Origin of the sequence: Bacillus sp. FF-1, assembly GCF_028548245.1 — a bacterium.
Taxonomy (GTDB): Bacteria; Bacillota; Bacilli; order Bacillales; family Bacillaceae_G; genus Bacillus_A; species Bacillus_A paranthracis.
This window is the reverse complement of the sequence record NZ_JAQQGG010000009.1, coordinates 125,554-138,729: the sequence shown is the minus strand read 5'-3', so window position 1 is coordinate 138,729 and position 13,176 is coordinate 125,554. Positions and strand designations below refer to the sequence as shown.

The window sequence follows — 13,176 nt, the reverse complement described above, 5'->3', positions numbered from 1 at the left end:
TTCCAGTCTGGGGATTTGTTGGTAGAGCGGGGATTTGTCAGAAAGTTCAACAGGAGATTCGCAGGTCTTTTTTCAATTGGATTCACCAGTGGATTTGTCAGTATCTTTGCCTTACTTCCAGTCGGTCCCCTTTCATATAAAATGTTGCAGGGTATATGAAGAATTTCTTTTGTCGTAATTTGTTGATAAGTCGATATTCCTTGTCGAATCGTCGATATATTGAAATAATCGCCGATATATTCCGAGTTGTGATCGATATATTTGAAAAATCGCTGATATATTTAGTCAGAAACCCACCTGGGTATCTCGGCTAACCCCACCCCAAGCCCAACTCACACAATAAAAAAAGCGCCCTGCACAGCAAGGCGCTTCCTTTATATATTATCCAATAGAACCTTCCATCTCAAACTTGATTAGGCGGTTCATTTCAACTGCGTATTCCATTGGAAGTTCGCGAGTGAATGGCTCGATGAAGCCCATTACGATCATTTCTGTAGCTTCTTGCTCAGAAATACCGCGGCTCATTAGGTAGAATAATTGTTCTTCTGATACTTTTGATACTTTCGCTTCGTGCTCAAGTGAAACGTAATCGTTTTTGATTTCGTTGTAAGGAATTGTATCAGATGTAGATTGGTTATCCATGATTAACGTGTCACACTCGATGTTAGAGCGAGAGTTTTTCGCTTTTGGTCCGAAGTGTACGATACCACGGTAAGTTACTTTACCACCATGCTTCGCAATCGATTTAGAAACGATTGTTGAAGACGTGTTTGGTGCTAAGTGAATCATTTTCGCACCAGCATCTTGGTGTTGGCCTTTACCAGCAATCGCGATAGATAATGTTAAACCACGAGCGCCTTCGCCTTTTAAGATAACTGCTGGGTATTTCATCGTTAATTTAGATCCGATGTTACCGTCAATCCATTCCATCGTTGCGTTTTCTTCACAAACCGCACGTTTTGTAACTAGGTTGTATACGTTGTTCGCCCAGTTTTGGATTGTTGTATAACGGCAATATGCATCTTTCTTAATGATGATTTCTACTACCGCACTGTGAAGTGAGTTAGTCGTGTAAACAGGTGCTGTACAACCTTCTACGTAGTGTACGTGTGCGCCTTCGTCTACGATGATAAGCGTACGCTCGAATTGTCCCATATTTTCAGAGTTAATACGGAAATACGCTTGAAGTGGTGTATCAACTTTAACACCTTTTGGAACGTAGATGAATGATCCACCAGACCAAACTGCAGAGTTTAATGCTGCGAATTTGTTGTCTGTCGGTGGGATTACTTTTCCGAAATGCTCACGGAAAATATCTTCGTTCTCTTTTAATGCGCTATCTGTATCTTTGAAGACGATTCCTAGAGCTTCTAGGTCTTCTTTCATGTTGTGGTATACAACTTCAGATTCGTACTGTGCAGATACACCAGCTAAATACTTTTGCTCAGCTTCTGGAATACCTAATTTATCAAATGTAGCTTTAATTTCATCAGGTACTTCATCCCAAGACTTCTCAGATTTCTCAGATGGTTTTACGTAGTACGTAATTTCATCGAAATCTAAGTCGTTTAAGTCGCCGCCCCATTGTGGCATTGGCATTTCATAGAACTTATCCAGTGATTTTAAACGGAAGTCTAACATCCACTGTGGTTCTTCTTTCATACGTGAAATCTCTTCAACGATCTCTTTTGTTAAACCGCGTCCAGCACGGAAAATCGAAACGTCTTTGTCTTTGAAACCATATTTATAATCGCCGATATCTGGCAGTTGCTTCGCCATGTTGGTGTGTCCCTCCTTAGATAACCTCGTTTTTAGGAACCTTTAACATTACTTATCTTCGTTTAAGCCCTTTTCTAACGCTTTCCACGCTAATGTTGCACATTTAATACGTGCAGGGAACTTGCATACGCCTTGTAATGCTTCAATATCTCCTAAATCGATGCTGTCATCGTACTCTTTTCCTAGCATCATGTCAGAGAAAATTTTAGAAAGCTGAAGTGCCTCTTCAATTTTCTTACCTTTTACTGCTTGTGTCATCATTGAAGCTGAAGACATTGAGATAGAACATCCTTCTCCTTCAAACTTCGCTTCTTGCACAATACCTTCTTCTACTTTCATCGTAAGTTGAATACGGTCGCCGCAAGTTGGATTGTTCAAGTTAACTGTAACACTATCTTCTAACACGCCATGGTTACGAGGATTTTTGTAATGATCCATAATAACTTGACGATATAACGTATCTAAATTATTAAATGACATTTGTGAAATACTCCTTTGTCTTGATTAGCGATTCAACAAATGTATCAATTTCTTCTTTTGTATTATATAAATAGAAGCTTGCACGTGCTGTTGAAGAAGCTTTCAGCCACTTCATAAGCGGTTGTGCACAGTGATGTCCTGCGCGAACCGCAATACCTTCTACATCTAATACTGTCGCTACATCATGAGGATGTACGTCTTCAATATTAAATGTAACAAGACCAGCGCGATGCTTTGGACCATAAATTGTAACGCCATCTACTTCTGATAGTCTTTCTAAAGCGTATTGCGCTAATTCATGCTCATGCTTTTCAATATTATCAAGACCGATTTCTTCTAGGAAATCAATTGCCGCACCAAGTCCGATTGCATTACCGATAATCGGCGTACCTGCTTCGAACTTCCACGGAAGCTCTTTCCAAGTAGATTCTTGTAAATCTACGAAATCAATCATTTCACCGCCAAATTCAATTGGCTCCATATTGTTTAGCAATTCTTTCTTACCATATAATACGCCGATACCTGTAGGGCCGCACATCTTATGAGCAGATAATGCGTAGAAATCACAGTTTAAATCTTGTACATCCACTTTCATATGAGGTGTACTTTGTGCACCGTCAACGACCATAATTGCGCCATTTTCATGTGCAATTGCTCCGATTTCTTTTACAGGGTTAATCGTTCCAAGTACGTTAGAAACATACATGATAGAAACGATTTTTGTATTCGGTGTAATTGTTTGACGAGCATCTTCTATTGAAATTGTCCCATCTGGTTGAAGCGGAAGATATTTTAAAGTTGCACCAGTTTTCTTCGCAACTTGCTGCCACGGAATGATGTTACTATGGTGCTCCATGTAAGAAATAACGATTTCATCGCCTTCTTTTACATTTTCAAGACCATAGCTAGCCGCTACTGTATTTAATGCAGTTGTTGTTCCGCGCGTGAAAATAATCTCTTCCATTGATTTCGCATTAATAAACTTGCGAACTTTCTCGCGTGCACCTTCATACGCGTCGGTAGCTTTCGTACCGAGCGTATGAACACCGCGATGCACATTAGAGTTATATTCTTTATAGTAACGTTCTAACGTTTCAATGACTTGAATTGGTTTTTGAGAAGTTGCTGCACTATCGAAATAAACAAGTTGTTTGCCGTTCACTTTTTGATCAAGAATTGGAAACTGTTTGCGTATTTCATGAATATTCATTAGCGAACTTTCCTTTCAATTACCTCAACAAGCTGTGCCTTTACTCCTTCAATTGGAAGCTCATTAACTACAGGTGCTAAGAATCCATGGATGACTAAACGTTCTGCTTCGCGTTTTGGAATACCACGGCTCATTAAGTAGTATAGTTGAGTTGGATCTACGCGACCTACTGAAGCTGCGTGACCTGCCATAACATCATCTTCGTCAATTAAAAGAATTGGGTTTGCATCACCGCGTGCTTTCTCATCTAACATAAGAACGCGAGAAGATTGTTGTGCATTTGACTTAGATGCACCGTGTTCAATCTTACCAATTCCGTTAAAGATAGATGTTGCACTATCTTTTTGTACACCGTGTTTTAAAATCCAACCTTCAGAGTGTTTACCGAAGTGAACAACTTTAGTTGTAAAGTTTTGTGTTTGGTTACCACGGCCAATTGTTACTGTTTTCGTATCAGCATATGAACCGTCGCCCATTAAGTTTGTAACGTTCTCTGAAATTGTGTTTCCGTCATTCATAAGGCCTAGAGCCCAATCAACGCGGCCGTCGCGTCCAACAATACCGCGGCGGTTAACGTAAGTTGTTACGTCTTTTGCTAATAGATCAACCGCACCGAATTTCACTTGTGCGCCTTGTTCCACGATTACTTCTGCTACGATATTTGCAATACCTTTAGCATTTTCATTTGCAACGTAGTTTTCTACATAAGTTGCAGTACTGTTCGCATCAGCTACGAATAATACGTGGTTATATACGTTAGCTTCTTCGCCGTCTACTAAGAATACAGCTTGAAGTGGAGTTTCAAGAACAACGTTTTTCGGAACATATACGAATGCACCACCGTTGATTAATGCAGCATGAAGTGCAGTTAGACGATGCTCGTCTACCTTCACGCCGTCTTTCATTAAGTACTTTTGTACTAGTTCAGCATGCTCAGTTGCAGCTGTTACGATGTCTGTGAAAATAACACCTTTTTCTTTTGCTTCGTCTGCTAAAGAAACGAATGCAGTTGTACCAGTACGTTGCACTAATACACTGTTATTTTCATCGATTAAGTTTTTCACTGCTTCTGGAAGCTCTGTTAAAGAACTTACAGGCTCTTGCTTAGCAGCGTCGCCTTTTCCGATAAAGTCCCATTTGTCAATTTTCGTTTTATCAGGAGTTGGCATTGGAAGTTCAGTTGCTTGTGCAAGAGCTTGTAAGCGGAACTCAGTCAACCAAGCTGCTTCGTTTACTTCGCTTGCGCGTTGACGGATTGTTTCTTGATCGAAAGGTAATGTACCGATTGTCATGTTTATGCTCCTCTCTTACGCTTCTTGCTCTGTTGTTTCGTCTTCAATACCTAATTCTTTTTTAATCCAGTCGTAACCTTCAGCTTCTAGACGTTGTGCAAGCTCAGGTCCACCAGATTTAACGATACGACCATTCATCATAACGTGAACGAAGTCTGGAGTGATGTAGTTTAATAAACGTTGGTAATGCGTAATCATTAGGCAACCGAAGTCTTCGCCGCGCATTTCGTTAATACCTTTAGATACAACTTTTAATGCATCGATATCAAGACCTGAGTCAATTTCGTCTAAGATTGCGATTTTTGGCTCAATCATCATTAATTGAAGAATTTCGTTACGTTTTTTCTCACCGCCAGAGAAACCTTCGTTTAAGTAACGTTGTGCCATTTCTGGATCCATTTCTAGGAATTCCATGTTTTTATCTAATTTACGGATAAATTTCATAAGAGAAATTTCATCGCCTTCTTCACGACGTGCGTTAATTGCAGAACGTAAGAAGTCAGCGTTTGTTACTCCGCTAATTTCACTTGGATATTGCATTGCTAGGAATAGACCTGCTTGTGCGCGCTCATCTACTTCCATTTCTAATACATCTTCACCGTCGATGATGATGCTACCTTCTGTTACTTCATATTTTGGGTGACCCATAATTGCAGAAGATAAAGTTGATTTACCTGTTCCGTTAGGTCCCATAATTGCGTGGATTTCTCCACCTTTTACTTCAAGGTTTACACCTTTTAAAATTTCTTTGCCATCAATTGATACGTGTAAGTCTTTAACCGTTAATGTAGAACCAGCCATCTCAATACCTCCATTAATCCTATATATACATTTTAAAAATTCCTAAAACGTTCATATTCTCATTTTATTCTCATTCTAATTTTATATCAAATAAAATGATATCGCAAACGACGAAAAAAAGTAACAATTTTTTCACAAATGTATATAAGTATTTCCTTCACATCTTTCTATGATACACCTTTCTTCTTATTTATATAAAGAAAAAAGGACTGGTAATTTTCCAGTCCTTTCCTTATATTTATTCACTTACCGGAAGTACAGCACCTTTATATTCTTTATTAATAAAATCTTGAATTTCTTTTGAATGCAGTACTTCTACTAGCTCTTTAATTTCTTTTTTCTTCTCGTCACCTTTACGAACTGCAATAATATTTGCATACGGAGAGTCTGATCCTTCAATCGCAATCGCATCCTTTGTTGGATTTAATTTTGCGTCAATTGCATAGTTTGAATTAATAAATAATGCATCACCTTCATTATTTTCATATAACTTTGGTGAAAGCCCAGGCTCTACATCTGTTTTAAACTTTAAGTTTTTCGGATTTTCTACAACATCTTTTACTGTTGCTTTCACAACATCTACTCCGTCTTTTAGTTTAATAACGCCACCTTTTTGTAACAGTGCTAGCATACGGCCACGCTCCGCTACGTTATTACTCATAATCACTGTCCCGCCATCTGGTAAGTCTTTTAAGCTTTTATATTTCTTTGAATAAATACCCATTGGCTCTAAATGAATTTTTCCCGCGTTTACAATTTTATATCCTTTTTCTTGGATTTCTTTATCTAAATAAGGAATGTGTTGGAAGTAGTTCGCATCAATTTCCTTATCCGCTAACGCTTTATTTGGCAACACATAATCTTGGAATTTTTTAATTTCTAATTTAATTCCCTTTTTCTCTAATATCGGCTGTGCCTTTTCTAAAATAACAGCGTGCGGTACGTTAGAAGCTCCCACAACAAGCTTATTCTCCTCTTTCCCTCCGCAAGCAGCTAATGTAAATACAGACAACGCTGTAACAACTGACAATAGAATCTTTTTCATATGATGTCCCCTTCTCCCGTATAATTATGTAGTTATAAAAAAGGCTGGCATACACCAGCCCTTTTACAGCAATTATTCTTTTACAGGAACAACTGCCCCTTTATATTCTTTATTAATGAAGTCTTCGATTTCTTTAGAATGTAATACTTCTACAAGAGCTTTAATCTCTTTCTTATCTTTATCGCCTTTACGAACAGCTACTACGTTTGCGTATGGTGAATCATTACTTTCAATTGCAATTGCATCTTTTTCTGGGTTTAACTTCGCATCAATTGCATAGTTCGAGTTAATTAAAACCGCGTCGCCTTCTTTATTGTTATACACCTGTGGTAATAAACCAGGCTCAATATCTGTTTTGAATTTCAAGTTTTTCGGGTTATCCGCAATATCTTTTGGAGTTGCTTTAACTGGATCCACCCCATCTTTAATTTTTAAAATGCCTTCTTTTTGTAAAATTGCTAAACCACGTCCATGATCAGCAACTGAATTACTCATAATAATTGTCGCTCCGTCTGGAAGTTCTTTTAAGCTCTTATATTTTTGAGAATATACACCAATCGGTTCTAAATGAATTTTTCCTGCTACTTCAAAATCATATTTTTTATCTTTCATTTCTTTTTCTAAATACGGAATGTGCTGGAAGTAGTTTGCATCTAAATCCTTATCCGCTAACGATTTATTTGGTAATACGTAGTCTTGGAATTTTTTCACTTCTAATTCAATTCCTTTTTTCTCAAGTAACGGTTTTGCCTTTTCTAAAATTTCAGCGTGCGGTACGTTAGAAGCACCAACAACTAGTTTCTTTTCATCGTTATCTTTCCCGCCACAAGCAGCTAACCCAAAAATTGAAGTTGAAATAAGTGCTGTCAGTAATAATTTTTTCATTTGAAACATCCTCCCGTTTTTTATTATCGTTTATCTATTCGAGTCGTTACACGATCACCAATCCATTGAATGAAAAATACAACTAGTAATACACAAATTGTCGCAACGATTGTTACGTCGTTATTTCCTCGTTGGAATCCTTCTAAATAAGCAAGTGTTCCAAGGCCACCAGCACCAACAACTCCCGCCATTGCTGTATAGCCTACTAAAGCAATTGTCGTAACCGTAATACCAGATACTAATGCTGGTAACGATTCTGGAATTAACACCTTCAAAATAATTGTGCTTGTTTTTGCTCCCATCGCTTTTGAAGCTTCAATTACACCTTTATCAATTTCACGAAGGGCGATTTCAACCATTCTCGCGTAAAACGGTGCCGCTCCAATAATTAAAGCTGGAAGTGCTGCACTCGCTCCAAGAATTGTTCCAAGCAGAATCTTTGTGAATGGGATTAATAAAATGATTAAAATAATGAACGGTATCGAGCGGAAAATGTTTACGAACGCTCCAATCGCCGTGTTAACCGCTTTGTTTTCCCATAAATTATCTTTCGCTGTCATAAAGAGTAACAATCCTAAAATGAGTCCTAAAACAAATGTGGCAAGAGCTGCGATTGCCGTCATATATAACGTTTCACCCGTTGCTTCTAACATTTGATTCCAATCAACATTTGTGAGTAATTTATCCATGTGCAATCACCTCCAGCTCTACTTGATCTTGATGTATTCCCTCTATTGCTTGCTGAATCGCTGTTTCCTCACCATTTAAATGAACAACTAAACTACCGTAAGAGCCGTTATTCGTTTGTGCAATATTTCCTTGCAAAATGCTAACTTCTATATCACTGCGCTGCATTAACCTTTGAAGTACTGGTCTTTCTACCGCTTCACCGATAAACTGCAAACGAATTACTTTTCCATCTGGATATTTTTCAATTAAACTTTCAATCGTTTCATTTGTATCTTCAGAATCCGTTAACTGCTGTACAAATCGTTTCGTAATGTCTTGCTGCGGATTACGGAATACATCAAGTACTGGACCTGTTTCTACAATCTTTCCTTTCTCTATTACCGCAACGCGATTACAAATCTTTCGAATTACGTGCATCTCGTGTGTAATGAGTACAATCGTTAAACCGAGACGTTTATTAATATCTAATAATAGATCTAAAATTTGATCTGTCGTTTCTGGATCAAGAGCTGACGTTGCTTCATCACATAAAAGTACTTGCGGATTGTTAGCTAACGCTCTTGCAATCCCAACGCGTTGCTTTTGTCCTCCGCTCAGCTGAGATGGGTACGCGTCTCCTCTTCCTTCTAATCCAACAAGATGAATTAGCTCATCAACGCGTTTTCTTCTCTTCGCCTTATCAACACCTGCAATTTCAAGTGGGAACTCAATATTTTCACGTACAGTTCGTGACCAAAGTAAGTTGAAGTGTTGAAAAATCATTCCGATCTCTTGTCTTGCCTTACGAAGTTCGCTTCCTGTAATCGCTGAAATGACGCGATTGGCAATTGTAATTTGACCTGAAGTTGGTTTCTCCAACTGATTGAATAATCGAATTAAAGAACTTTTTCCAGCGCCACTATATCCGATAACACCAAATATTTCACCTTTCTCTATTTTTAAATTGGCATTATCTACAGCAGTGACATCACCGCTTTTTGCTTTATATATTTTCTTTACATTCTCTAATAGAATCATGGTGTATCACCCCTTTTTTGTTTAGGTCGACTCCGCAATTTTTTATTTTTGATGCGTGTAGTCTACCGTTCTCATTACTTTTATTATTTGAATGTCCTCCACATTCAAACAACAAAAAAACCTTTCCGCTTTAGAGAAGCAGAAAGGTTTATATGCGTATATAACAACATTATCCCTCTCTCTCATCTCTCAAAGCATTTGCTTTGCAGGAATTGGCACCATTTCAACATAAGTTGACGGTTGCCGGGCTTCACAGGGCACAGTCCCTCCACCTCTCTTGATAAGAGAAATCAGATTACATTTTCGTCTGATTTGTAATTTATGAAATTGTCTATATTTTATGAATTGAATTGTATCAATATCCACACACCATGTCAACAGAAATTTTTGTAAAAAACGAAACTTCAGAATTTTAAGCGCCCACTGACATCGGTTTACATATATGAAACATCGATTCAATTAATAACATCGTTCGATACGTTCCCGAATATTGTATACGTCCATCGTTCATTAACGTTTGCAATCGTACATTGCCATTCACCAATTGTTTTACATCTTCTTCATCTACACAAACGATTTGCTCCGTTCCTCTTTCTTCTTTCAACAGTTCTATATAATCTCTTGAAATTTGTAACGAACAACTTTCATCTCCAAAGCGGAAATTAACAGTTTTTTCTCCTTGTCTTAAAAGCGGCTCTAAATGATATTGACCATTAGCGTAATTTACAAATGATTGAAGCAAAGAATATAATTCCACTCTAAATCACATCCTTCATATCACTTTCTATTACATACCATTCCCTCTCACTAAAGAGCAATCCTGTTACTTTCGCTCGACAAATACTGTAACCACCCTGCATCTCGACATATTTCCCAAGAAATATGTCGAGGCGGCAAAAACTTTGCCGCCTACTTTAATTCCGTATATAAATATTCAACCGAATGAAATGCATATATCTTCTTCATGAGTGTCCCATTTTCAAAAACAAGTAAACACGGTACACTTTCAATTCCATACTCTTTCGCGAAATGCGGAGCATAATTTAAATCTAACATCCCAATTTTCAAATCTTCAATTGTCATCTCAACGACTGTTAACATCTTTTTTGCTAATTGGCATGTTCCACACATTGGAGTATATACATATAACACTGTTTTTTCTTCGTTCTCTATTAGGGCTGTAGCTTCGGCTCCTGTCCAATCAATCACTTCTATCATTCCTTACCGTAAATATTCTGTATAAACGTCAATGTCAGCTCCCCATAATACATTTGCTAAGTGTGAAGATGGCGCTGTTGCCACTTCCCGGTACGAGCGATCAATATAAATATGCTCTGCTTGCGGAAATTCTTTTCGAAACTGTTTCCTTAACTTTTCTCCAGCATCATCAGCATCCACTAGGACATACACTTCCTTATCAAAAAACTGATCAACGAGCTCATCCATTTTCGACAAACCAATTGTACCATTTGTACAAACAATTTCCACCGGTTCCCGAATAATAGATTCAATCTTTCTTCTATCTGATGTACCTTCTACAATAATGACTTTTTCTACATAAATCATATGTCATCACCCGATCACCATATACTATACAACCTTTAACTTAGTATATAGTATATTCGTTATTTTCATGTTGTTTCCTGTTTATTTTTGCAAAAGAAAAGCGCAAGCGGCTCGTTCAGATTGTGAGGGGGATGGAGCTTCTGACGTAAAGGCGCTTTTTGCCTTGCAGGAAGAAGCGAAGCCACTGAACAATCTAGCCGCTGAAGCTGGATCATAGTGAAAAGCGGAACCGACTGTTTAGCCCTGTTGGCTAAGGTTCTTTCACACAGAAGACGCTTTTTGTCTTCTCGTGCGGAAGGTTCTTAGACATGAAGGGCTAGGAGGTGGAGCTAGACAATGAAAAGCGCAAGCGGCTCGTTCAGATTACAAAGCCCCATGAAACCTTATCGAAAAACATTCATTCCCATAATAGCTTATTCATTTGCGCTCGTTTTTAAATGCATTATGTAACACAAAATAAAAAAGGACAGCACAAAGGCTGTCCTTCAGTCGACTATAATTAGTCTTGGTTTGTCATTTCTGCATATTTTTCAGCAGTTAATAACTTCTCAACTTGGCTTGCATCAGAAAGTTCAACTTTAACCATCCATGCACCCTCGTATGGAGATTCGTTAACAAGTTCTGGTTGGTCACTTAATTCTTCGTTTACTGCTACAACTTTACCGCTTACAGGTGCGTATAATTCAGAAACTGTTTTAACAGATTCTACGCTTCCGAATGGCTCGTCAGCTTCGATTGTTGCACCTACTTCTGGAAGTTCAACGAATACGATATCGCCTAGCTCACTTTGTGCAAAGTGAGTAATACCGATAACAACTTCATTACCTTCAGTTTTTACCCATTCGTGTTCTTCAGAGTAACGTAAATTATTTGGAATGCTCATGACTGTACCTCCAGTGAATGTATTAATTATGTAAAAATACCTTATTGGTACTTTTTCCACACACTTTCAAACTGCTCTTCGTTAAAACCAAGTGTTACCTTCGTTCCATCTGTTACAATTGGACGTTTAATCAACATGCCATCAGATGCTAAAAGCTCGTACATTTCGTCTTCACTTGCATCTTTTAACTTATCTTTCAGACCAAGTTCACGGTAACGCATTCCACTTGTATTAAAGAATTTTTTTAATGGTAATTCACTTTTTTCATGTAAATTACGTAAATCTTCTTTTGATGGTGGATTTTCAACAATATGAATCATCTCATATGCTACATCGTTTGCCTCAAACCATTTCTTTGCTTTTTGACATGTGCCACACTTTGGATATGAATAAAATGTTACTGTCATAAATTCACCTACTTTTTTACTAACCTTTACCTTTATCATATAGAAAACGTTTTATTATTTCAAACGATTATTCGCTAAACTTTTACTTATTTCGTGATAATTTTTAATAATCCTGCAAATTTTTCTTATTTTTCCGCCATTAGTTAAGGAAAAATAAATATATAAATTTTTTTAGATTCTTCTCTTATCACTCTCCGAACATATATCTTAAACAAACGTTTGATTAACTCCCCTTTTTTCTTTGTTAACCCTTGAGCTGTATCGCTTTCTTCCTACCGAACATACATCTTAAACAAACGTTTGATTAATTTCCTTTTTTCTTTATTAACCCTTGAGCTGCATCGTTTTCTTCCTGCCGAACATACATCTTAAACAAACGTTTATTTAACCAGTTCAGCCTATAGTCACAAAACCCGGAAACACTTTACATGACAAAGGCGTACAGATGAAAGGAACTAACGATTTTGACCGTAGTAGTGAGCCCATAAAAAAGTTATTAAGCCTATCATCAATAAAGCAAAAGTAACTGCTCCTGAGAATATGAAATTCAAATTACTGACTGAAATATAAAAAGAAGTGCCCTTGCTTAGAAACAGGAGCACTTCTTTTTTATCATCAATCTAAAGGTAAACGTATCCTTTATTAAAGCAGAAATGTATACTTTTCTACTTTTTCGTAGTTTATTTAAACTCTTTGCGGAATCGCCACTAGCTTATTTACATCATTATCGTTAGCTGAGGTTAATTATATTTTTCTACGTACTACATAAAAAGCTAAGGAACCCATAATAATAGGTGCAACTAAACTAGAAGCATATGCACTAGTAATAGTAAAAAGAGAGAGTATAAATATATAGATAAGAGATAGTCCAATAAATACAGGAATTCCAACTCGAAACTTCCTACATTGTTTTATGTTCCTGTATAACACTTCTCCAATTAGGCAAGCTACAAGATCTAATACACTACCAAATATGATGAGAATTACAATAAATCCAACTATGTTAGGTAAACCATTCTCGTTAGAATAACTAGGATCCGAAATATACGGTATTAAGAACCATATAATAGTAAAAGTAAGCAGGCTTGCAGCATAACTAATTAAAAATTCCCTCAACGTAA

15 protein-coding genes and 1 riboswitch are annotated in these 13,176 nt (G+C 37.4%); all 15 genes read right to left on the bottom strand.

The window, feature by feature from the left end; all coding sequences use genetic code 11:
- Window positions 1-381 precede the first annotated feature (381 nt).
- Complete coding sequence (gene sufB, locus PQF83_RS24020) at window positions 382-1,779, bottom strand: Fe-S cluster assembly protein SufB (protein WP_001118823.1); 1,398 nt, start codon at window positions 1,777-1,779, stop codon at window positions 382-384.
- Between the two features lie 48 nt (window positions 1,780-1,827).
- Window positions 1,828-2,259, bottom strand: coding sequence for a Fe-S cluster assembly sulfur transfer protein SufU (sufU, locus tag PQF83_RS24015; protein WP_000009523.1), 432 nt, complete (start codon window positions 2,257-2,259; stop codon window positions 1,828-1,830).
- Window positions 2,249-3,469 carry a cysteine desulfurase SufS gene (gene sufS / locus PQF83_RS24010; protein WP_001020761.1) on the bottom strand — a complete coding sequence of 407 codons (1,221 nt, stop codon included), beginning with the start codon at window positions 3,467-3,469 and terminating at the stop codon, window positions 2,249-2,251. The genes sufU and sufS overlap by 11 nt, the downstream gene beginning before the upstream one ends.
- Window positions 3,469-4,761, bottom strand: coding sequence for a Fe-S cluster assembly protein SufD (sufD, locus tag PQF83_RS24005; RefSeq protein WP_000152165.1), 1,293 nt, complete (start codon window positions 4,759-4,761; stop codon window positions 3,469-3,471). Before sufD ends, sufS begins: the two co-directional genes overlap by 1 nt.
- A 15-nt stretch (window positions 4,762-4,776) precedes the next feature.
- Window positions 4,777-5,562 (bottom strand): Fe-S cluster assembly ATPase SufC, encoded by a 786-nt coding sequence (gene sufC, locus PQF83_RS24000; RefSeq protein ID WP_000929157.1) that lies wholly within the window; start codon window positions 5,560-5,562, stop codon window positions 4,777-4,779.
- A gap of 238 nt (window positions 5,563-5,800) precedes the next feature.
- The gene (gene metQ / locus PQF83_RS23995; protein ID WP_000722401.1) at window positions 5,801-6,607 is read right to left on the bottom strand and encodes a methionine ABC transporter substrate-binding lipoprotein MetQ; all 807 of its coding nucleotides are present in this window, start codon (window positions 6,605-6,607) and stop codon (window positions 5,801-5,803) included.
- Window positions 6,608-6,679: 72 nt separating this feature from the next.
- Window positions 6,680-7,492, bottom strand: coding sequence for a methionine ABC transporter substrate-binding lipoprotein MetQ (gene metQ, locus PQF83_RS23990; protein WP_000735115.1), 813 nt, complete (start codon window positions 7,490-7,492; stop codon window positions 6,680-6,682).
- A gap of 23 nt (window positions 7,493-7,515) precedes the next feature.
- Window positions 7,516-8,181, bottom strand: coding sequence for a methionine ABC transporter permease (locus PQF83_RS23985; protein ID WP_000359556.1), 666 nt, complete (start codon window positions 8,179-8,181; stop codon window positions 7,516-7,518).
- Entirely contained in the window at window positions 8,174-9,199 is a 1,026-nt protein-coding gene (locus PQF83_RS23980) for a methionine ABC transporter ATP-binding protein (RefSeq protein ID WP_000601774.1), read from the bottom strand. The genes PQF83_RS23985 and PQF83_RS23980 overlap by 8 nt, the downstream gene beginning before the upstream one ends.
- 179 nt (window positions 9,200-9,378) lie before the next feature.
- Window positions 9,379-9,486, bottom strand: a riboswitch (SAM riboswitch).
- Window positions 9,487-9,611: 125 nt separating this feature from the next.
- On the bottom strand, window positions 9,612-9,956 hold the full coding sequence (locus PQF83_RS23975; protein ID WP_000424933.1) for a hypothetical protein: 345 nt from the start codon (window positions 9,954-9,956) through the stop codon (window positions 9,612-9,614).
- A 152-nt stretch (window positions 9,957-10,108) separates the two neighbouring features.
- A complete protein-coding gene (locus PQF83_RS23970) occupies window positions 10,109-10,417 on the bottom strand; it encodes a thioredoxin family protein (protein ID WP_001998544.1) in 309 nt (102 codons plus the stop codon).
- Between the two features lie 3 nt (window positions 10,418-10,420).
- The gene (locus PQF83_RS23965) at window positions 10,421-10,765 is read right to left on the bottom strand and encodes a toprim domain-containing protein (RefSeq protein ID WP_000640869.1); all 345 of its coding nucleotides are present in this window, start codon (window positions 10,763-10,765) and stop codon (window positions 10,421-10,423) included.
- Window positions 10,766-11,264: 499 nt separating this feature from the next.
- Window positions 11,265-11,648, bottom strand: a complete 384-nt coding sequence (gene gcvH / locus PQF83_RS23960; protein WP_000026900.1) for a glycine cleavage system protein GcvH — start codon at window positions 11,646-11,648, stop codon at window positions 11,265-11,267.
- A 41-nt stretch (window positions 11,649-11,689) separates the two neighbouring features.
- Window positions 11,690-12,055: an arsenate reductase family protein gene (locus PQF83_RS23955; RefSeq protein WP_000218967.1), complete on the bottom strand. Its 366-nt coding sequence runs from the start codon at window positions 12,053-12,055 to the stop codon at window positions 11,690-11,692.
- 744 nt (window positions 12,056-12,799) lie between these two features.
- Window positions 12,800-13,171: a hypothetical protein gene (locus PQF83_RS23950; RefSeq protein ID WP_001206595.1), complete on the bottom strand. Its 372-nt coding sequence runs from the start codon at window positions 13,169-13,171 to the stop codon at window positions 12,800-12,802.
- Window positions 13,172-13,176 lie beyond the last annotated feature (5 nt).